The 19,254-nt window shown below is 60.4% G+C and carries 19 protein-coding genes; 7 read left to right on the top strand and 12 right to left on the bottom strand.

All coding sequences use genetic code 11. The features are described from left to right. The first annotated feature begins 17 nt into the window (after nt 1-17). The gene (locus CFBP4996_RS00265) at nt 18-635 is read left to right on the top strand and encodes an EF-hand domain-containing protein (protein ID WP_035263941.1); all 618 of its coding nucleotides are present in this window, start codon (nt 18-20) and stop codon (nt 633-635) included. A gap of 41 nt (nt 636-676) precedes the next feature. On the opposite strand, the gene CFBP4996_RS00260 is transcribed toward CFBP4996_RS00265, so the two are convergent. Together CFBP4996_RS00260 and CFBP4996_RS00255 are read right to left on the bottom strand one after the other, a co-directional pair. Further along, nucleotides 677-934 carry a BQ00720 family protein gene (locus CFBP4996_RS00260; protein ID WP_003520040.1) on the bottom strand — a complete coding sequence of 86 codons (258 nt, stop codon included), beginning with the start codon at nt 932-934 and terminating at the stop codon, nt 677-679. A 56-nt stretch (nt 935-990) separates the two neighbouring features. Further along, complete coding sequence (locus CFBP4996_RS00255) at nt 991-1,416, bottom strand: Hsp20 family protein (RefSeq protein ID WP_080791469.1); 426 nt, start codon at nt 1,414-1,416, stop codon at nt 991-993. Between the two features lie 206 nt (nt 1,417-1,622). Between CFBP4996_RS00255 and CFBP4996_RS00250 the strand changes: the two genes are divergently transcribed. After that, nucleotides 1,623-2,567, top strand: coding sequence for a nucleoside hydrolase (locus CFBP4996_RS00250; RefSeq protein WP_080852737.1), 945 nt, complete (start codon nt 1,623-1,625; stop codon nt 2,565-2,567). A gap of 71 nt (nt 2,568-2,638) precedes the next feature. On the opposite strand, the gene CFBP4996_RS00245 is transcribed toward CFBP4996_RS00250, so the two are convergent. Continuing rightward, entirely contained in the window at nt 2,639-4,972 is a 2,334-nt protein-coding gene (locus tag CFBP4996_RS00245) for a methyl-accepting chemotaxis protein (protein ID WP_080853259.1), read from the bottom strand. Nucleotides 4,973-5,138: 166 nt separating this feature from the next. After that, nucleotides 5,139-6,005, bottom strand: a complete 867-nt coding sequence (locus CFBP4996_RS00240; RefSeq protein WP_003520044.1) for an LOG family protein — start codon at nt 6,003-6,005, stop codon at nt 5,139-5,141. A 138-nt stretch (nt 6,006-6,143) separates the two neighbouring features. On the opposite strand from CFBP4996_RS00240, the gene dapD reads away from it, so the two are divergent. Genes dapD through CFBP4996_RS00225 form a run of 3 tightly spaced genes read left to right on the top strand, consistent with a single transcriptional unit; the run spans nt 6,144 to nt 8,790 of the window. Beyond that, the gene (dapD, locus tag CFBP4996_RS00235; protein ID WP_059759385.1) at nt 6,144-6,998 is read left to right on the top strand and encodes a 2,3,4,5-tetrahydropyridine-2,6-dicarboxylate N-succinyltransferase; all 855 of its coding nucleotides are present in this window, start codon (nt 6,144-6,146) and stop codon (nt 6,996-6,998) included. A gap of 15 nt (nt 6,999-7,013) precedes the next feature. Then, nucleotides 7,014-8,210, top strand: a complete 1,197-nt coding sequence (dapE, locus tag CFBP4996_RS00230; RefSeq protein WP_003520046.1) for a succinyl-diaminopimelate desuccinylase — start codon at nt 7,014-7,016, stop codon at nt 8,208-8,210. Next, on the top strand, nt 8,194-8,790 hold the full coding sequence (locus tag CFBP4996_RS00225) for a hypothetical protein (RefSeq protein ID WP_003520047.1): 597 nt from the start codon (nt 8,194-8,196) through the stop codon (nt 8,788-8,790). Before dapE ends, CFBP4996_RS00225 begins: the two co-directional genes overlap by 17 nt. A 22-nt stretch (nt 8,791-8,812) precedes the next feature. Here the strand turns inward: CFBP4996_RS00225 and truA are convergent, their stop codons facing one another. The 3 genes from truA to def are packed head-to-tail and all read right to left on the bottom strand — an operon-like array spanning nt 8,813 to nt 11,109. Further along, nucleotides 8,813-9,616, bottom strand: coding sequence for a tRNA pseudouridine(38-40) synthase TruA (gene truA, locus CFBP4996_RS00220; RefSeq protein ID WP_080852738.1), 804 nt, complete (start codon nt 9,614-9,616; stop codon nt 8,813-8,815). Next, nucleotides 9,616-10,551 (bottom strand): methionyl-tRNA formyltransferase, encoded by a 936-nt coding sequence (fmt, locus tag CFBP4996_RS00215; RefSeq protein ID WP_080852739.1) that lies wholly within the window; start codon nt 10,549-10,551, stop codon nt 9,616-9,618. The genes truA and fmt overlap by 1 nt, the downstream gene beginning before the upstream one ends. Nucleotides 10,552-10,596: 45 nt before the next feature. Then, entirely contained in the window at nt 10,597-11,109 is a 513-nt protein-coding gene (gene def, locus CFBP4996_RS00210; RefSeq protein WP_003503724.1) for a peptide deformylase, read from the bottom strand. A gap of 148 nt (nt 11,110-11,257) precedes the next feature. On the opposite strand from def, the gene CFBP4996_RS00205 reads away from it, so the two are divergent. After that, nucleotides 11,258-12,451, top strand: a complete 1,194-nt coding sequence (locus tag CFBP4996_RS00205; RefSeq protein WP_162935936.1) for a DNA recombination protein RmuC — start codon at nt 11,258-11,260, stop codon at nt 12,449-12,451. A gap of 53 nt (nt 12,452-12,504) precedes the next feature. Continuing rightward, complete coding sequence (locus tag CFBP4996_RS00200) at nt 12,505-13,404, top strand: ribokinase (protein ID WP_080853260.1); 900 nt, start codon at nt 12,505-12,507, stop codon at nt 13,402-13,404. Nucleotides 13,405-13,416: 12 nt separating this feature from the next. Here the strand turns inward: CFBP4996_RS00200 and trmB are convergent, their stop codons facing one another. The 5 genes from trmB to CFBP4996_RS00175 form a co-directional block, all read right to left on the bottom strand. Next, nucleotides 13,417-14,115 (bottom strand): tRNA (guanosine(46)-N7)-methyltransferase TrmB, encoded by a 699-nt coding sequence (gene trmB, locus CFBP4996_RS00195; protein WP_080852741.1) that lies wholly within the window; start codon nt 14,113-14,115, stop codon nt 13,417-13,419. 171 nt (nt 14,116-14,286) lie between these two features. Further along, the gene (gene metK / locus CFBP4996_RS00190) at nt 14,287-15,549 is read right to left on the bottom strand and encodes a methionine adenosyltransferase (protein WP_003520054.1); all 1,263 of its coding nucleotides are present in this window, start codon (nt 15,547-15,549) and stop codon (nt 14,287-14,289) included. 190 nt (nt 15,550-15,739) lie between these two features. Continuing rightward, complete coding sequence (locus CFBP4996_RS00185) at nt 15,740-16,159, bottom strand: helix-turn-helix domain-containing protein (RefSeq protein WP_003520055.1); 420 nt, start codon at nt 16,157-16,159, stop codon at nt 15,740-15,742. A 133-nt stretch (nt 16,160-16,292) separates the two neighbouring features. Further along, entirely contained in the window at nt 16,293-17,882 is a 1,590-nt protein-coding gene (gene lnt / locus CFBP4996_RS00180) for an apolipoprotein N-acyltransferase (RefSeq protein ID WP_080852742.1), read from the bottom strand. Between the two features lie 222 nt (nt 17,883-18,104). Further along, the gene (locus tag CFBP4996_RS00175) at nt 18,105-19,250 is read right to left on the bottom strand and encodes a hemolysin family protein (RefSeq protein ID WP_080852743.1); all 1,146 of its coding nucleotides are present in this window, start codon (nt 19,248-19,250) and stop codon (nt 18,105-18,107) included. Nucleotides 19,251-19,254: the final 4 nt, after the last annotated feature.

Genomic DNA, 19,254 nt, shown 5'->3' with positions numbered 1-19,254 from the left:
GACACCAAAGAAAGGTAATGACGATGACCACACGAAAAATCGCCCTGTCTGCTCTTGGCGCAGCCCTTTTGATCGGCACGGCCGCAACGGCAAGCTTTGCCGCCCCGCCCGCTCCGGGCAAAGGCCATGGCGAGCGCATGCCGATCCGCCAAGAAGCGGCCTTCGTTCACCTGCTGAAGGTGGCTGACAGCAACAAGGACGGCAAGATTTCCAAGGAGGAATTCGCCGCCCGTCAGGACGCGCTCTTCACCGAGATCGACAAGGACAAAGACGGCTCGATCACGCCGAAGGAAATGCGTGAGTATCGCCAGGCGAAGATGGAAGCTTTCCGCGCCGCCAATCCGCGCCCCGAGCGTGAGGACGCCAAAGCCGAAGACGGCAAAGGCCCCGAGGGCAAGCGCGCCGAAAGACATGCCGAGCGCGAACATGGCGGCCGTTTCGGCCATCAGGGCTGGGGCAAGCATGGCGGCAAGGGCGCAGGTTTCGCGCTGATCCGCTGGGCCGATACCGACGAGAACGGTCAGGTCAGCAAGGCCGAATTCACCGCCGCCGGCGAAAAGATGTTCGAACGGCTGGACAAGAACAAGGACGGCGTCATTTCCATCGACGACATGCCGGACCGCCCGTTCCTTTAACCCGCTAAAGAAAAAGCCCGCTCAAAAGCGGGCTTTTTTCTTCAATGCAGGCTGACGGTCTGGAGATCGTCTTCGGCAGCCTTGAAAAACGTACTGGACCGGTTGTCCGTCAGGAGGATCGGCGTACCATCTGCACCGAACAGCGCCCAAAGGTCCAATTGCGGATCGAGATCGGGCGCTTCCGGGAAACAGCGGCTGACGTCTTCCGCGCGGATTTTGCGGATATATCCCACTTCTCCTTCGCCGATATGGGCGAGCTGGGATTGGGTGAGACGCGCATGCGCTTCTTTCAACAGCATATTTCAGCCTCCTTCTTCACGCCGAGCGATTCGTGTCGGATTCCGGCGTTCACGTTCTACTCTGAGACGGAAATATTAATTTTCTTCACCACGTTTGAAATTTCCGGCCGGACCAGATCGATGGAAAGAAGGCCGTTGCGCAGGCGCGCTTCCCTGACCTGCATGCCATCGGCAAGCACGAAAACCCGCTGGAACTGGCGCGCCGCGATGCCGCGATAGAGAAAATCGCGTTTCTCCTGTTCCTGCTGGCGTCCGCGAATGACGAGCTGGTTATCGGCCGTTGTCACATCCAGATCGTCCTGCGAAAAACCGGCAACTGCGATGGTGATGCGCAGACGTTCCGGCACATCGTCACTGCCCGGCAGGCGCTCGATATTATAGGGAGGATAGCCGTCATTGGCCTTCGCCATGCGCTCCAGCGTTTTTTCCATGGCATCAAAACCCAGCAAAAGCGGGTGGGTGAATGGCGTCATGCGGCTCATGTCTCTTTTGTCCTTGCAACCAAGCGACGTTTCGCGGTCCCGCTTCCGGCAACCTCGCCGGTCAATCACACCGGCCCCTGCAATATGGGAAGCACAACCGCAATACGCAAGACGCGGCGACGAGCAAAGGGGACACCGGGGAATGAGGCTTGACAAGTGAGCACCCGCCGCTCGAAAAAAGCGCTCATCTCAACGGCGGGCAAGACATGGCAGAACGCAGAAAAATCATTATCGACACCGATCCGGGCCAGGACGACGCGGCGGCAATCATGCTCGCCTTCGCAAGCCCGGAGGAAATCGACATTCTCGGATTGTGCGCCGTCGCCGGCAACGTTCCGCTGAAGCTGACCAGTCGCAACATCCGCATCATCAGCGAATTGTGCGGCCGCACCGATATCCCCGTCTATGAGGGCGCCGAGAAGCCGCTGGTGCGCAAGCCCATCACCGCCGAGCACGTTCACGGCAGCACCGGCCTCGACGGCCCGGTTCTCGATGAGCCGACCATGGAAGCGCAAAAGCAGCATGCGGTCGATTTCATCATCGAAACGCTGATGCGGGAACCCGCCGGCACCGTAACGCTCTGCACGCTCGGCGCGCTGACCAATGTGGCGCTGGCGCTCCTGAAGGCGCCTGAGATCGCCGACCGCGTCAAGGAACTGGTGATGATGGGCGGCGGCTTCTTCGAGGGCGGCAACATCACCCCGGCGGCGGAATTCAACATCTATGTCGACCCGCAGGCCGCCGATATCGTCTTCCGCTCCGGTATGCCGATCGTCATGATGCCGCTCGATGTGACCCATCAGTTGCTGACGACCAAGGCTCGGGTCAGCCGCATTCGCGACATTGGCACGCGGCCGGCCATCGCCATGGCGGAAATGCTGGAATTCTTCGAGCGTTTCGACATCGAAAAATACGGCTCGGACGGCGGCCCGCTGCATGATCCGACCGTCATTGCCTATCTCGTCAAACCCGAACTGTTTCAGGGTCGCGAGTGCAACGTCGAAATCGAGGTCCATTCGGAACTCACCATGGGCATGACCGTGGTGGACTGGTGGAATGTTACCGAACGGCCCTCCAATGCCCGCGTGATGCGCAATGTGGATGCCGACGGCTTCTTCGAATTGCTGACGGAACGTTTCGCCCGTCTGTGACGGAGTACGAACACGAAAAAGGGCCGCTGGTATCACCAGCGGCCCTTTTTATTTGAAGCCGGAAAGGCTTGTCAGAACTCCGTCCAGTCATCCTGCGCCAAAGCGTTTGCGCCGCTGGTTCTCGGACGGGCGCGGGGCGCGGCCGGGCGACCCGATGCCTGCGCCGGAGCGGCGGATGCGCGCATTGCCGCCGCCGTGGCGCGCAACTGCTGGCTGGAATGGCCGCCGGAAACGGAGAAACCGGCAACGAGCGACTTCAGCGTTTCGGCCTCGCTGTTCAGTGTTACGCTCGCAGCGGTAGTTTCTTCCACCATCGCCGCATTCTGCTGGGTAACCTGATCCATCTGGGTGACGGCGGAATTGATCTCCTTCAGACCGACTGCCTGCTCGCTGGCGGAAGCGGAAATCTGCCGTATCAGCTGGTTGATCTGCAGAACCTGATCGGCGATCTTTTTCATCGTCTCACCGGCTTTGCCAACCAGCTGGACGCCCTCGCCCACCTGCATGGCCGAGGTGTTGATGAGACCCTTGATCTCCTTGGCGGCGGTGGCGGACCGCTGCGCCAGTTCGCGCACTTCCTGTGCGACGACGGCAAAGCCCTTGCCGGCATCACCGGCGCGGGCGGCTTCCACGCCCGCATTCAGCGCCAGAAGGTTGGTCTGGAAGGCGATCTCGTCGATAACCCCGATAATGCGCGAGATTTCGGCCGAGGATTGCGCGATTCCTTCCATGGAATTCACGGCCTGTTGTACGACCTCACCCGACTTGCCCGCATCGTCGCAGGCATGGCTGACGGCTCCGGCCGCCTCGGCGGCGTTTTCCGCGCTGGAATTAACCTGCGCGGTCAGCTCATTGAGAGCGGCAGCGGTTTCTTCCAGGCTTGCGGCCTGCTGCTCCGTGCGATGCGAAAGATCGCTGGCGGCGCGGGTGATCTCGCCCGTGCCGTTGCCGATGCTGACGACGGTTGCGTTGACGGTGGAAACGGTTTCCTCGAGGCTCGCAAGCGCCGAGTTGAAGTCCTCGCGCAGCTTCGCATATTCGCCGGGGAACTCGTCCTCGATACGGTAGGTGAGATTGCCCTGCGAAAGCGCATTGAGGCCAGCACCCAGCACGCCGACAATGTGCTGCTGCATCCGGCTGTTTTCAATACGCTCGGATTCCGAGCGCTGGCGCGCCGTTTCCGCGTGACCACGCTGGGCCTCGGCTTCGGCCTCCATCTCGCGGATGCCGGCAAGCTTCGCGCGGAAACCTTCAAGCGCAGTAGCCACGGCACCCGTCTCATCCCGGCGTTCCTGTCCGGAAACCGGCACATCGTAGCGACCGTCGCTCAGCGTCCTGACGTCGGAAACCAGCGAGGCAAGCGGATTGCGGACGAAATAACGCACGGCGAAATAAAGCGCGGTGATGACGGCGGCGAGAATGACGATCGCGCCGATGATCATCATGTAGGTCTGTTCCTGAACCGGTGCGTTCAAGGCCTGATGGGGAATATCCACCAGCACCACCCAGGTCGCGTTGAGGCCGGGAACGGCGAAGGGATAAACGAGACGGTTATAGGGCGCGTCGGTATCGAGGCCGAGATTTTCGATGAGGTCCTGCTTGCCGGAGGTGATTGCCGCCTGAACGGTGCTTGCACCGTCTCCATCATAGGCTTTCATGTTCTGCGCGGGTGTCGGCGGCACCAGCCACTGGCCGCCCTGCGAAACGAGCGTCACGCGGCCGGTCTCGAACGGATGCAGCGCCTGCAGCTTCTGCGACAGCGAGGCCAGTGAGATATCGACACCCGCCACACCGATCATCTTGCCGTCCGACATGACCGGATAGGCAAGCGAGGTCATGGTTGTGGGTACTTCCGTGCCTTCGGCGAGATAGGGCTGGGTAATGGCGCCCTTGCCGGATTTGGAGGCGAGCGCATACCATTCCGCCGCATAGTCGTTCTTGAAGGTCGAGAACTGGATGTCGCCCTTCTGGGTCTTCGACCAGTAGGGTGCGAAGGCGCCGTTTTCATTGGTGCCGAGATCGAGCCTGTCGGCGATCTCCTTGCTCTGTCCGTCGAAAAGGCCAAGCTGCTCGCAGAACCAGCTTCCGAAAGCGAAGGTGTTCTGCTCGACATTGGCCTTGAGGATGTTGACGATACCGGGGCGATCCATCGATTTCGCCTGATGCGCACGGCCGATGACGCCGGCCATGGAGCGCGCGGCGCTGCCGAGTTCACCGACATCGGCGGCGATGACATTGGCGATGGCGCGCGCTTCGGTATTGGCCTGATCCATGGTCAGCGCGTGCACGCGCTCACTCGTCTGGGAAATGAGGAAGGAATTCGATGCAACGAGAACCGTGGTGATGGCGCAGCCGGTTACGAGGATCAGCTTGGTCGCAAGCGACTTCACTTGGAAATTGAACATTTTGGCCTCGATCAAATCGCCCGCCCGAAAAGGCTGACGTCAACGGATGATAAATCTCCGTCATGGAGGCCCGTCCTCAGGGGACAGTGCGCTGCAGCGCGACGGGGCAAAATTAGAAGAAGATTGCTAATTAAGCCCTAAAATTACTTCGTCACGCCAAGCATAATCAGTGTTCGTAGTGGGCCGAGATGATTTTCCATGCATCGTCGGCTGTTTCGGCAAAATGAAGAAGATTCATATCTTCAGGTGCGATGGTACCGAAATCCGCCAGGAATTCGAAATTGATCACCGATCGCCAGAATTTCTCACCGAACAGGATGAGCGGAATGGGCTCCATGCGTTTCGTCTGGATGAGCGTCAAGGCCTCGAAAAGTTCGTCCAGCGTGCCGAAACCGCCGGGGAAGATCACCACCGCCTTCGCCCGCATCAGGAAATGCATCTTGCGAATGGCGAAATAGTGGAAGTTGAAGCTCAGCTCCGGCGTCACATAGGGGTTCGGCGCCTGCTCGTGCGGCAGGACGATGTTGAGGCCGATGGACGGGCCGCCGGCATCGGCAGCGCCGCGATTGCCCGCTTCCATGACACCGGGACCGCCGCCGGTGACCACGACATATTCGAGGTGGTCGGATTTCGCGGCATAGTCGGTGCAGAGGCGGGCAAATTTACGCGCCTCCTCGTAATAGACCGAGGATTGTTCCAGATTGCGCTTCTGCGTCTCGTTGCGCGCCGCCCAGGCCTCGCCGCCGGGTTCGGGAATGCGGGCGCCGCCGAACATGACGACAGTGGATTTGATGCCGCGCTCGGTCAGCGCCATTTCCGTCTTCAGCAGTTCCAATTGAAGCCTGACGGGGCGCAATTCCTCGCGGCAGAGAAAATCCATGTCCACATAGGCGAGGCGATAGGACGGGGAATCCGACTGCGGTGTTTTTTGAACGACCTCGGCCTGCTGCTTGTCCACGGCACTGCGCTTCAACGGGTCCCATACCCCGTCCTTGCGCCGCAACTTGCCGTTTTTCAGTCGTGTCATTTCCATGCCTTTCGTCTGACGCGCCAAATCACCCAAATCACATTGACGCCTTTCCAACACTCCCTTAGATCAAATGACCAAAGCCTTCCAGCGGCGCGGGACCATCCGTGACCACGAACACCACGCGACTTTAAGGAATTTTCCATGAGCCTTACGGATCTCACCTCCCTCGAAACCATCATCGAAACCGCCTTCGACAACCGCGATGGTGTGAACGTATCGACGAAGGGCGAGGTTCGCGACGCCGTGGACACATCTCTTCAACTTCTCGATAGCGGCAAGGCACGCGTGGCCGAAAAGCAGGCTGACGGAAACTGGAAGGTGAACCAGTGGCTGAAAAAGGCCGTTCTTCTCTCCTTCCGCCTGAACGACATGGAAATCGTCACCGGCGGACCGGGCGAATCCACCTGGTGGGACAAGGTGCCGTCGAAGTTCGAAAACTGGGGTGAAAACCAGTTCCGCGCCGCCGGTTTCCGCGCCGTGCCAAACGCCGTCGTGCGCCGCTCCGCCTATGTCGCCAAGAACGTGGTGCTGATGCCCTCCTTCGTCAATCTCGGCGCCTATGTCGATGAAGGCACGATGGTCGACACCTGGGCAACCGTCGGCTCCTGCGCGCAGATCGGCAAGAATGTGCACCTCTCCGGCGGCGTCGGCATCGGCGGCGTTCTGGAGCCCTTGCAGGCGGGCCCAACAATCATCGAGGACAATTGCTTCATCGGCGCCCGTTCGGAAGTCGTCGAAGGCTGCATCGTGCGTGAAGGTGCGGTTCTCGGCATGGGCGTCTTCATCGGCAAGTCCACCAAGATCGTCGACCGCGCCACCGGCGAGATCACCTATGGCGAAGTGCCGCCCTATTCCGTCGTCGTTGCCGGCACCATGCCGGGCAAGCCTTTCCCGAACGGCGAGCCGGGCCCGAGCCTCTATTGCGCCGTCATCGTCAAGCGCGTCGATGAAAAGACCCGCTCCAAGACCGGCATCAACGAGCTTCTGCGCGACTGATATAAAGCGACTGCCATGACCACGACCGATCCCGTTGCCAATCTCGCCGCCCTCATCCGTTGCCCTTCGGTGACGCCTGCGGAAGGCGGCGCGCTTTCCCTGCTCGACACCCTGCTTTCGCCGCTTGGTTTCCAGGTGGACAGGATGGTGGCGAGCGAGGCGGGAACGCCTGACGTGGAGAACCTTTACGCCCGGCTCGGCACCGAAGGTCCGCATCTGATGTTTGCGGGCCATACGGATGTCGTTCCGGTGGGCGACGAGGCCGCATGGAGCCATCCGCCCTTTGCGGCCGAAATCGCAGGCGGCGAAATGTTCGGTCGCGGTGCGGTGGACATGAAGGGCGGCATCGCCTGTTTCGTTGCCGCCATTGCCCGCCATATCGAAAAACACGGCAAACCGCAGGGCTCCGTTTCTTTCCTGATTACAGGCGATGAGGAAGGCCCGTCGATCAACGGTACCTCCAAGCTGCTGGAATGGGCGGCCGCCAAGGGCGAGACATGGGACGCCTGCGTGGTGGGCGAGCCGACCAATCCCGACCAGCTTGGCGACATGATCAAGATCGGCCGCCGGGGATCGCTTTCGGGCCGCATCACGGTCCATGGCGTGCAGGGACATGCCGCCTATCCGCATCTCGCCGACAATCCCATTCGCGGTCTGCTGCAACTCACCCATGCGCTGATGCATCCGCCCTTCGATCATGGCACCGACAATTTCCAGCCCTCCAATCTGGAAGTAACGACAGTCGATACCGGCAATGCCGCCACCAATGTAATCCCGGCGCGGGCGACGGCCTCCTTCAACATCCGTTTCAACGATACGTGGACTGCAGAGAGCCTGCGCGCGGAAATCGTCCGCCGCCTCGATGCCGCCGCAGCAGAAGGCGAGCTTCGCCCCGACCGTGCGCCGGTGAAATACGATATCGTCTGGGCCGACCGCCCGGCCCATGTCTTTCTTACCCGGAACAATGCCCTCATCTCGTCGCTTTCCGGCGCGGTGGAAGCCGTGACGGGCAAGGAACCCAAGCTTTCGACCACCGGCGGCACCTCGGATGCGCGCTTCATCAAGGATTATTGCCCGGTGGTGGAATTCGGCCTCGTCGGGCAGACCATGCATATGGTCGATGAGCGTGTGGCGGTTGCCGATCTCGAGACGCTGACGCGCATTTACGAGACCTTTATCGAACGCTGGTTCGCCCATGCCGACGGCAAGTGAAATAAGGCTTTATCTGACGGGCCTGTGGCTTCTGCTGCTCGGCGACCATAATGGCGCGCGTTATCTGGACCTCTCCGAGCGCGGCATGTGGCGATCCTTCTATTCCGCCCTCTGGTGCCTGCCGGCCATGTTGGTTTCCTGGCTGTGGCTGCGCGCCGCCTTCCTCGCCAGCTATCCGCCGGGCACCGGAACGGGCTTCATCTTCTTCTTCCGTCTGGCGATGGTCGAGGCCATCTGCTGGATCGTGCCGCTGCTGTTGATCGGCATGCTGCTCTTTGCCTTCGGCGCACGGGAAAAATTCGCGCCGCTCGTCACCACGATGAACTGGCTGTCCCTGCCATTTTCCTACGCCTATGCGGTTCTGATCCTGATCGCATTCTTCCTGCCGCCCTTGCAGGGGTTGATCGCCATTCTCTGGTTGGCGCTGCTTCTGTCGCTGGTCTTCGCCTTCTCGCGAATTGTGCGGTTCTTCATCCGCGACCAGTCGCTACTCGTCTCGGCCATCGTCATGACGCTGCTGGTGCCCGGCATGCTTCTATCGGAAGCGCTGCAGCGTTTTCTCGGCGTTTATCCGGCCTGAGAACCGGCCTGGGTTTTAGCGGTCAGTCTGCGTCCTCAGCCATATCGGCTTCAGGGTACCTGCGACGCGGCGGAATGACGTCGGGATAATCGACCTGCATGAAATAGAGACCGTCCGGCGGTGCGACCGGGCCGCAGGCCTTGCGATCCCGCGCCTCCAGTGCGGCGCGCACATCCTCGGGCGTCATCGTGCCTTCGCCCGCCAGTTTCAGCGTGCCCGCGAAAGAGCGAATCTGGTTATGCAAGAAGCTCTGCGCGGTCGCACGTATCTCGATGAGATCGCCGGTGCGCGTCACATCCAGCCGGTCGAGCGTGCGCACCGGGCTGTTCGCCTGACAATGCACGGAGCGGAAGGTCGTGAAATCATGCCGGCCGACAAGCATCTGGGCGGCTTCATGCATGCGCTCATGGTCCATGTCCTTCGACACCCACCATGCCCGCTTGTGCTCCAGCGCCAGCCGGGCCTTGCGGCAGATGATGCGGTAGAGATAGTGCCGACGAAGGGCGGAAAACCGGGCGTCGAAATCCTCGGTCACGGAGGCGGTATCGAGGACGGCCACGGCTTCGCCCGCCATGGCGAGATGCGCATTGAGAGCGTTGCGAAGCTTGTATGGCTCCCAGTCTCGGGAAAGATCGACGTGGACGACCTGCCCGACGGCATGCACGCCGGAATCGGTGCGGCCGGCGCCGCGAATGGAGACGCTCTCTCCCGTCAACGAGCGAACCGCAGCCTCCAGCGCACCCTGAACCGAGGGGCCGTTATCCTGTCTCTGCCAGCCATAATAAGGCGTGCCGTCATATTCGACGGTCATGCGGAAACGTGGCATCAGCCGAGCCTCGTTGTGGTCGGAACCGGTGTGCCGCGCACGAAATCGGCCGCCGACATCGGCTTACCGCCCGCCTTCTGCAGACGGGTGAGCCGCACGGCGCCGCTGCCGCAGGCAATGGTAAGGGCGTCATCGAGCGCCGCGCCCGCTTCTCCCATGCCGCTTGCCAGTTCGGAGGCCAGAACCTTCACGCGTTCCGCCTTGCCGCCGATGTCCATTTCCAGCCATGCGCCGGGAAACGGCGAAAGGCCGCGAATGTGATTATGCACATCCTGCGCCGGCCTCGAAAAATCGATGCGGGTCTCGCCCTTGTCGATCTTCGCGGCATAGAGCACGCCTTCTTCCGCCTGCGTGACGAGCGGCAGGTCGCCGGATTCCAGCTTGTCCATAGCCTGCCGCATCAGCCGCGCGCCGGCCAGCATCAGGCTGTCGTGCAATTCTCCCGCGGTCATGTTCTCATCGATCGCGACCTTGGCGGTCAGCGCGACGGGGCCGGTATCGAGCCCCTTTTCCATTTTCATGACCATCATGCCGGTCTCGGCATCGCCGGCCATGATCGCCCGCTGAATGGGGGCAGCGCCGCGCCAGCGCGGCAGCAGCGAGGCATGGCCGTTATAACAGCCAAGGCGCGTGCCGCTGAGGATCGCTTCCGGCAGCAGCAGACCGTAAGCCACCACAACCGCGACATCGGCATTGAAATCCCGCAACTGCTGGCGGTCCTCCTCTGCCTTGAAGTTCACCGGCGTCAGCACAGGCAGGCCCAACAATTCGGCGGCCTGATGCACCGGTGACTTCTGCAGATCGAGGCCACGACGGCCGCCGGGGCGCGGCGGTTGGGTATAGACCGCAACGATCTCGTGGCCGGCCTCCACCAGTGCACGCAGGGTGGGAACGGAAAAATCCGGCGTACCCATAAAAATGATGCGAAGAGCCATCGTCGCCCCCTGCCCTGTCGTCCATTCCGGTCCAGAGAGGACCGATCAGATCTTTGCGCGGGCCGCTTTCGTGAATTTCTTGATGACCATGTCGCGCTTCAGCCGCGAAATATGGTCGATGAAGAGAACGCCGTTCAGGTGATCGATCTCATGCTGCAGGCAGGTGGCGAGCAGGCCATCCGCCTCGACCGTCTGCTGCTTGCCGTCACGGCCGACATATTGCACCGTGAGCGACGCGGGACGCTCGACCTCGGCGTAATAATCGGGGATGGAGAGGCAGCCCTCCTCATAGGTCGAGACATCGTCCGACACTTTGAGGATTTCCGGATTGATGAAGACGATCGGGGTCTTTTCCTCGCCTTCACGCGCAACGTCGATCACCAGCATGCGGCGCGCCACGCCGATCTGAATGGCGGCGAGGCCGATACCCGGCGCATCATACATGGTTTCCAGCATGTCGTCGGCAAGACGCAGCACCTCGGCATCCACCTTTTCGATGGGCTTCGATTGCTGGCGCAGCACGGGATCTGGCAAAATGATAAGCGGTTTGATGGTCATGGCTTCCCATAACGTATCTCTTGCGCGGAGGAAATAAAAAACACGAGGTTCAAACCGCCTCCGGCATCCGCCCCGCCCGACTCATTTCCGCCGCAGGAATGTTCTTGTTTTGATCTTCCGAATCACAAGAAATCTGCTAGATTTAATCATGAGCATCGATTTCTCCGTTCTCCTCGATCCCGCGCTACGGGCCGGCTCCGTCGACATCAGCTTCGGCGCGCTGCTCGCGGCCCTGGTTTTCGGTCTGGTCACCACCTGGCTGGTGACGGCGAGCCGTGGGAAAAAAGCGGGAGCCGACGGCGAAATCTCCGATCTCCTCAAAACACAGTCCGAACTGCATGGCCGCATTGCCGCCATGGCGGAAACGCTCGGCACCCGCCAGACCGAGATGAGCCAGACGCTGAACCAGCGCCTCGACGGCATGTCGCAGCGCCTTGGCGAAACACTGACGGAGCAGACCCGGTCGACGCATGAGAATCTGAGCCGCCTGCAGGAGCGCCTCGCGGTCATCGACGCCGCGCAGGGCAATATTCAGGATCTAGCCAAGGACGTCGTCGGGCTGCAGGCCATCCTTTCCAACAAGCAGACGCGCGGCGCCTTCGGACAGGCCCGCATGGAGACGCTGATTGCCGATGCGCTTCCGGCCGGGGCCTTCCAGTTGCAGCCGACGCTTTCGAACGGTTATCGGCCGGACTGCACCATCAAGATGCCCAACAATGCTCCGCCGCTCGTCATTGACGCCAAGTTTCCGCTGGAGGCATGGAACGCCATCAAGGCGGACGAAACACCCGAAACCAAACGCGCCGCCGTGCAGCAGTTCCGCCGCGATATGGAAGTGCATATTCGCGATGTGGCCGAGAAATACCTCATCCGCGGCGAGACGCAGGATACGGCCTTCATCTTCGTGCCGTCCGAATCGATCTTCGCCGATATCCACCAGCATTTCGAATATCTGGTGCAACGCGCCCACCGCGCCCGTGTCGTCATCGTTTCGCCATCGCTGCTGATGCTGTCGGTACAGGTCATCCAGTCCGTACTCAAGGATCAGCGCATGCGCGAGCAGGCACATCTCATTCAGGGTGAAGTTGCATTGCTCATGGACGATGTGCGGCGGCTGGACGACCGGACGCGCAAGCTGCAGGCCCATTTTGGATTGGCCCAAAAAGATATCGACATGATGCTGATCTCCTCCGACAAGGTGCTGGCGCGCGGCCAGAAAATCGAAGGTCTCGATTTTTCACCGACGGAAAAAGAGACTTCGCATGGGGAAATCGAGCAGGCTCGACGCTTTGCCGAGAACAGGGCGGGAACGGCAAAGTTGCGGGTGGTTGACGACGAGTGATCCGCTCGGGCAAAGTCGCCACCTTGCTTGAATTCTATACGGATACGCCCTCCATGATTACTGTTTTCGGCTCCATCAACATGGACCTCGTCGCCACCGCCAAACGCCTGCCGAAGCCAGGTGAAACCGTGACGGGCGAGACCTTCTCCACGGCCGCCGGCGGCAAGGGAGCCAACCAGGCGTTGGCCGCACGGCGTGCGGGCGCCACGGTCAAGATGGCAGGGGCTGCGGGCGATGACACCTTTGCCGCGCCGGCGCTGACATTGTTGCGCGACGCCGGCACCGATCTCTCACTGGTGAAGACCACGCCCGGCCCTACGGGGACGGCAGTGATCCTTATCGGCGAAGGCGGGGAAAACATGATCTCGGTCATTCCCGCCGCCAACGGTGAAGTTTCCGCATCCGACGCCGCGAAAGCCCTGGCGGAAATGTCGGCGGGCGATATTTTGATGCTACAGTTCGAGATACCCGCGTCCGCTATCGAAGCGGCGCTGACGGCTGCGAAGGCAAAGCGCGTCACCACCGTCATCAATACTGCGCCACTGACCGCCGATGGGCCCCGCCTTGCGGGCCTTGCCGATATCGTCATCGCCAACGAAACCGAGTTCGAATTGTTGATCGGAAAGAGCGGCCTTTCCGGTTCTGAGCGGGAAACCGAACTGAAAGCCCTGCATGACAGGACCGACCAGACATTGATCGTGACGCTTGGTGCCGATGGCGTGATCGCCATGCGCAACAGCAAGGTTTTCCGGGCTTCCGGCCTCAAGATCGAACCGGTCGATACGGTCGGTGCCGGCGACACCTTCTGCGGTTATCTCGCCGCGAGCCTCGATCAGGGTATGGATTTCGAAAGGGCGCTGAAGCGCGCCGCCGTGGCAGGTTCGCTCGCCTGCACCCGCGCCGGCGCCCAGCCTTCCATTCCGCTTGCCGCGGAAGTGGATGCGGCACTCTAAGGGATCAGCCGCTCAACGACGAATGAAGGTGAGATAGGCCGAGCTGCGGCCTTCTCTTTTCGCTTTGTTCTCATAACGCGTGCCCGGCCAGTTGGCGTAGGGCGTGCGCCAGTCATCAGCGCTCGTCGCTGTCCATTCGAAACCGCCATGGCGGGCGCAATGCTGCAGCGTCCAGTTGACGTAGGTATCGATATCGGAAGCGAAGCAGAACTTTCCGCCGGGTTTCAGCACACGATGGAAGCGGGCAAGGTTGACGTCTGAAACGAAACGACGCTTCCAGTGCTTCTTCTTCGGCCACGGGTCAGGATAGAGAAGGTCGATATGATCGATCGATCCCTCGGGCAGCCAGTCCAGCAATTGCGTCGCATCATCGTCGTAAAGGCGGGTATTCATCAACTCGCGTTCGCGCACGGCGGCGAGCAGCTTGGCCATGGAATTGACGAAGGGTTCCACGCCGATGAAACCCGTCTCCGGGTTTTCAACCGCGCGGTGGGCGAGATGCTCGCCGCCGCCAAAACCGATCTCCAGACGGATCGACCGCACATCCGCGGGGAAAAGAGCGGCGAGATTTTGCGGCGGGGCGCTTTCCAGATCGATTTTCAGCAAAGGCAGCAGGTTCTCGATTGTATCGACCTGCTGATTGCGCAGGGGCTTGCCCTTGCGTCTGCCAAAAAACGCTTCCGTCGCGCGCGAACGCCGTTCTTCCGTCATCTCATACTCTCAAGAACAAATAGACTTAACCCGCACAGCGCCACATGAGGCACTGTGCGGGTTACAAAAGGTGCAGACGGTATCTCTCAATCGCCGTCAAATAACAAGCGCGATATCCAGTTGACGCATTTTCCGGACGTAAAACCGCTACGCAATTTTACTGGAAATGCTTCAAGCGCTCAAAGCTTCCTTGAGCGGCTTCACCAGATCGAGCTTCTCCCAGGAGAAGGAGCCGTCACGGCCGGCCTTGCGGCCAAAATGACCGTAGGAAGACGTCTTGGCGTAGATCGGCTTGTTGAGATCGAGATGACGGCGAATGCCCGACGGCGAAAGGTCCATGACCTTGCGGATCGCGGCCTCGACCTGGTCTTCGCTGACCTTGCCGGTGCCATGCAGATCGACATAGATCGACAGCGGCTGGGCGATGCCGATTGCGTAGGAAATCTGGATCGTGCAGCGTTCGGCAAGGCCGGCAGCCACGACGTTCTTGGCGAGATAACGGGCGGCATAGGCGGCGGAACGGTCGACCTTGGTCGTGTCCTTGCCGGAGAATGCACCGCCGCCATGGGGCGCAGCGCCGCCATAGGTGTCGACAATGATCTTGCGGCCCGTCAGGCCGGCGTCACCATCGGGACCGCCGATGACGAACTTGCCGGTCGGGTTGATATACCACTGGCAATCGTCAGCGATCTTCAGGTCGCCCAGAGCTTCGCGGATATAGGGCTCGACAACAGCGCGAACCTTCTTCGAATCCCAGCTTGCATCGAGATGCTGCGTGGACAGAACGATGGATACGGCTTCCGCCGCCTTGCCGTCGACGTAACGAACCGTGACCTGGCTCTTGGCGTCGGGGCCGAGCTTTGCCGCTTCGCCTTCACCGCTTTTACGGGCGGTGGCGAGGAGCTGCAGGATACGGTGGGAATAATAGATCGGAGCCGGCATGAGGTCCGGCGTTTCCTTGCAGGCGTAACCGAACATGATGCCCTGGTCGCCGGCGCCCTCGTCGCCCTGCTTGTCGGAGGCGTTGTCCACGCCCTGCGCGATGTCAGCCGACTGCGGATGCAGGAGAACGTCGATCTTGGCGGTCTTCCAGTGGAAACCATCCTGCTCGTAGCCGATGTCGCGGATCGCCTTGCGGGCGGCGGACTTGAACTTCGACGGGTTGATGACCGGATGGCCAGCGGCGTCCTTGAGGACCTTGCCGTCCTTGTCCTTCTTCAGAAGCGTATCGGGAACCCGAACCTCACCGGCGATAACAACGCGGTTGGTCGTCGCAAGCGTTTCGCATGCGATGCGCACGGTCCAGGGATCAACGCCCGTCTTGGACGCTTCACGATAGATGAGATCCACGATTTCATCGGAAATACGATCACAAACCTTGTCCGGATGACCCTCGGCCACGGACTCGCTGGTGAACAGATAATTGGCACGCATGCGGGATTCCCCTCAAAGAACGGTCTTGGAGTTTGTTAGTCATTTCGGCCACGAAAAACAAGGACACAACCACATAAATATATCTTTATGTGAGAATTCCTTTCTAACCGGGCACAAAAAAACGGTCCTTGCGGACCGTTGAGTGCCCGGCATCCCGTGCCGGAAATTTTCTGCGTCGCGCGGGCTGCGCTTACTCGGCGTCACCCTCGGCGGCGAGCGCCTTGACGAGATCGACGAGACGGCGGCGAACCTTCGGATCGGCGATCTTCACGAAGGCGCGGTTCAGCTGCAGACCTTCAGCCGAGGACAGAAAGTCGACCACGTAATTTGAGCTCGACGCCTCCGCCATACCGGGTGTGCCGCCAGCCTGATCGCCGGGTGCATCTTCGAAAAAAAAGGAAACGGGCACATTGAGGATCGCGGAAATATTCTGGAGGCGACTGGCGCCAACGCGGTTCGTGCCTTTTTCATATTTCTGGATTTGCTGAAAGGTAATTCCGAGACTTTCACCCAGCTTCTCCTGGCTCATTCCGAGCATGGTTCTGCGAAGGCGAATTCGGCTTCCGACATGAATGTCGATGGGGTTAGGCTTTTTCTTATTCTCGGTCATCATGCGGTCCTGACACTCGGAAAGGGTTGATATCTCGCTTCATTACTATTCGAAGAAATGAGTCGGCAATTCGACAGCGTCTAAACTTGTTTTACGACTGACGTATTCACTATGCAATTACAGGGGTTCCCGGTCAATTCTGGCGCCGAGCGAAACTCAAGGCGGGAAATACCGCAACGATCATCAAGATAGAAAAAATCAACCAGAAATACGTCCGATGTGTGTCGTAAGTAAATGCGTCGTTTAACCCACCACTCAAAGTGGCGTCAACAATTCCCACCCGACCGTAATCGAGCCCTGCAATAATGCGGCCATAGGGATCTATGACGGCGGAAATTCCGGTATTGGCACCGCGAATCACCGGCACGCCTGTCTCAACGGCCCGGACTCTCGCCTGCAGAAAATGCTGATAGGGGCCGGGCGTGTCGCCGAACCAGCCATCATTGGTCACATTCAGGATGGCGGCCGAGCCGGCCAGCCCCGGCGTCATCTCACCCGGGAAAATGATCTCGTAACAGATGAGAGGATAGAAGGTTTTGCCCGAAGGAAGCGTGAGCGGCGTGCGCGAGGAAGCGGCGGAAAAGCCCCCCGGCAGGGCGATGACATTGTCGATGCCGAATTCCCGCAGGATGCCTTCAAAGGGAACATATTCGCCAAAGGGGGTCAGATGCACCTTGTCGGTCGCACCGATGATCTCGCCCTGGCTGTCGATCGCATAGACCGAATTGTAATAACGCTGCGGGCGGCCTGCCCCCTGATCTTCCATTCTGACGGCGCCGGTGAACAGTACCTGTCCATCCTCGAGCGTTTTGGCGATTTCCGCCAGAGCATCCGGGTTTTGCGTCAGAATGAACGGCACGGAGGTTTCCGGCCAGACGATGATATCAGGGCGCTTTTTCCCTTCGCCGGGCGGCAGAGCAGAGAGCCGTAGATGCTCGCCAAAAATCTCCGCCCTGTCTGCGTTCAACATCTTGCGTGACTGATCGATGGAAGGCTGCACGATCCGAACGGTCAGCGCGTCTGCAGGCACCTCCGCCGGCGTCTGGAGACGGTAGAAGCCATAACCGAAATGGCCGGCCAGCAGCAGCCCCGCCACGGCGAGACCCGACCACATGCCTTTTTTCGTGCCTATCAGCGCGGGCGAGGCGAAGATGAAAACCGCAAGCGTCGTTATGCTGAAAAGACCAAGCAGATGTGCCGACTGCATCATGATCGGGATGGGCATGATGCCGTAGCCGATGGCATTCCAGGGAAAGCCGGTGGCCAGGAAGCTGCGCAGCCATTCTGAAAAGCCGAATGCGGCAGCAAGTGCAGCGATACGGCCGAGGCCCTCCGACCAGAGGAGATTGGCTGCGGCAACCGCAAAACCGTAAAACAACGCCAGAAAAGCGGGAAGGCCAAGAATGGCGAGCGGCAGCGCCCAGGCGAATTCATCGGCCTCCAGCAGGAGAGCATTGCCAAGCCACCACAGGCCCGCGACGAAGTAACCGAGCCCGAAACACCAGCCGATGCCGAAGGCCGGCAGAATGCGGCTGAAGAGGCCGCCGCCCGGTTTTCCGGTGCAGCCATCCACGAGCCAGACAAGCAGGGTGAAAGACAAAAACAGCGCCGCGAAAAAGCCGCATGGAGGCAAAGCGAGCGCCCCGACCGCACCTGCGGCAATCGCCATAACTGCGCGGCTCATGCCGCCGGCCAGCATTACCCTGCCTGCAAGACGCTCCATGCCATCTCCGTTTATGCGCGTCCGGAAAAGCCCGCCGCCGACAAGGCCGCGCCACGGAATTTCCCCTCAGACCCGACGTAAAGGAAAAAAGATTCGCAGTCCACAGGAGGCATGGCGACCGAGGCGCCATGTGTTCTTTTCGACGCCGAACACGGGCATTCATATCTGTCGGATTGATATGTCGAAAGGTGGAAGCCACGGGGAAAACCCCGTCGACCTTCCCTAATCGGCGTTCTGCTGGTGCGTGATAAGGCGGATATCCGGCGCAGGCAGCGCAATCACCTCATTGGCGCCCGCTTCGCCCGGAGCGCGATCGTCCTCACCTTCAGAGCCGTGATCACGGACGATACGAACGCCCTTGATACGCCTGCTATCGGCATCGAGGATCTGGAACTCGAAACCGGGCACGGCCCGGACCACCTCGCCCTTGGCCGGAATGCGACCTAGCGCGAAGAAGATGAGACCGCCGAGCGTATCGATTTCCTCCAGATGTTCACGAACATCGAATTCCGGCCCGATCGCCTCGGCGAGTTCGGTGAGTTCCGCGCGTGCATCCGCGACAAGCACATCGGCGGAAAGACGGGAGAACATCGCCTCGTCCTTGTCGTGCTCGTCATCGATGTCACCCACGACCATCTCGACGATATCCTCGTGGCTGACGAGACCGTCGGTGCCGCCATATTCATCGATCACCAGCGCAAGCTGGGTTCTCTGAGCCTGCATCGTCTTCAAGAGGTCGGAGGCCAGCATGGAGGGCGGTGCGAAAAGAATTTTGCGCACCAGCCCGGCAGCGGCGACCGTCTGCTCCAGATCGACACGTGCCAGGTCGAAATTCGGCCGCGGTGAACGCGGCGCCTTCACCTCACCGTAAGCGACGCTTCGCGAACCGGCCCGGCGCTTGTTGCGGGCCTGCTTGGCGACATAGGCCAGCAGATCGCGAATGTGGATCATGCCCTTCGGATTATCCAGCGTCTCGTCATAGACCGGCATGCGGGAACGCCCGGTTTCCTCGAAGAGGATCAGCGCATCGCCGATCGTCATATTCTCATCGAGACCGTCGATGTCCACACGCGGGATCATGATATCTTCGACCCGAACCTCGCGGAAACGCAGGATATTGTTCAGCATCGCCCGTTCTTCGGGCGAAAAGGCCGCACCGATTTCGGTGTCGTCCATCAGCGCGTCGGTCAAATCCTCGCGCAGGCGCTCGCCCTGTGACGGTTTCAGCAACCGCGCGATGCGCGACCAGATCGTCGATCTCGGCTTTGCAGTGAAGTCTTGACGTAAGTGACTACTGCCCTCCTCCGAAGAGGACTGCTCGCCGTTTTCTCTGCCCTCATTGGCAGGTCGTGCAGAATGTTCGTTCATGGCT

The sequence above is a fragment of the Agrobacterium leguminum genome, assembly GCF_005144435.2.
Classification (GTDB): Bacteria; Pseudomonadota; Alphaproteobacteria; order Rhizobiales; family Rhizobiaceae; genus Agrobacterium; species Agrobacterium leguminum.
This window is presented reverse-complemented; position numbering and strand designations above follow the sequence as displayed.

Coding starts and splice junctions, on each gene's coding strand:
- CFBP4996_RS00265 (WP_035263941.1), top strand. CDS start 18: ATGACGATGACCACACGAAAAATCGCCCTGTCTGCTCTTGGCGCAGCC.
- CFBP4996_RS00260 (WP_003520040.1), bottom strand. CDS start 934: ATGCTGTTGAAAGAAGCGCATGCGCGTCTCACCCAATCCCAGCTCGCC.
- CFBP4996_RS00255 (WP_080791469.1), bottom strand. CDS start 1,416: ATGAGCCGCATGACGCCATTCACCCACCCGCTTTTGCTGGGTTTTGAT.
- CFBP4996_RS00250 (WP_080852737.1), top strand. CDS start 1,623: ATGGCAGAACGCAGAAAAATCATTATCGACACCGATCCGGGCCAGGAC.
- CFBP4996_RS00245 (WP_080853259.1), bottom strand. CDS start 4,972: ATGTTCAATTTCCAAGTGAAGTCGCTTGCGACCAAGCTGATCCTCGTA.
- CFBP4996_RS00240 (WP_003520044.1), bottom strand. CDS start 6,005: ATGGAAATGACACGACTGAAAAACGGCAAGTTGCGGCGCAAGGACGGG.
- dapD (WP_059759385.1), top strand. CDS start 6,144: ATGAGCCTTACGGATCTCACCTCCCTCGAAACCATCATCGAAACCGCC.
- dapE (WP_003520046.1), top strand. CDS start 7,014: ATGACCACGACCGATCCCGTTGCCAATCTCGCCGCCCTCATCCGTTGC.
- CFBP4996_RS00225 (WP_003520047.1), top strand. CDS start 8,194: ATGCCGACGGCAAGTGAAATAAGGCTTTATCTGACGGGCCTGTGGCTT.
- truA (WP_080852738.1), bottom strand. CDS start 9,616: ATGCCACGTTTCCGCATGACCGTCGAATATGACGGCACGCCTTATTAT.
- fmt (WP_080852739.1), bottom strand. CDS start 10,551: ATGGCTCTTCGCATCATTTTTATGGGTACGCCGGATTTTTCCGTTCCC.
- def (WP_003503724.1), bottom strand. CDS start 11,109: ATGACCATCAAACCGCTTATCATTTTGCCAGATCCCGTGCTGCGCCAG.
- CFBP4996_RS00205 (WP_162935936.1), top strand. CDS start 11,258: ATGAGCATCGATTTCTCCGTTCTCCTCGATCCCGCGCTACGGGCCGGC.
- CFBP4996_RS00200 (WP_080853260.1), top strand. CDS start 12,505: ATGATTACTGTTTTCGGCTCCATCAACATGGACCTCGTCGCCACCGCC.
- trmB (WP_080852741.1), bottom strand. CDS start 14,115: ATGACGGAAGAACGGCGTTCGCGCGCGACGGAAGCGTTTTTTGGCAGA.
- metK (WP_003520054.1), bottom strand. CDS start 15,549: ATGCGTGCCAATTATCTGTTCACCAGCGAGTCCGTGGCCGAGGGTCAT.
- CFBP4996_RS00185 (WP_003520055.1), bottom strand. CDS start 16,159: ATGACCGAGAATAAGAAAAAGCCTAACCCCATCGACATTCATGTCGGA.
- lnt (WP_080852742.1), bottom strand. CDS start 17,882: ATGGAGCGTCTTGCAGGCAGGGTAATGCTGGCCGGCGGCATGAGCCGC.
- CFBP4996_RS00175 (WP_080852743.1), bottom strand. CDS start 19,250: ATGAACGAACATTCTGCACGACCTGCCAATGAGGGCAGAGAAAACGGC.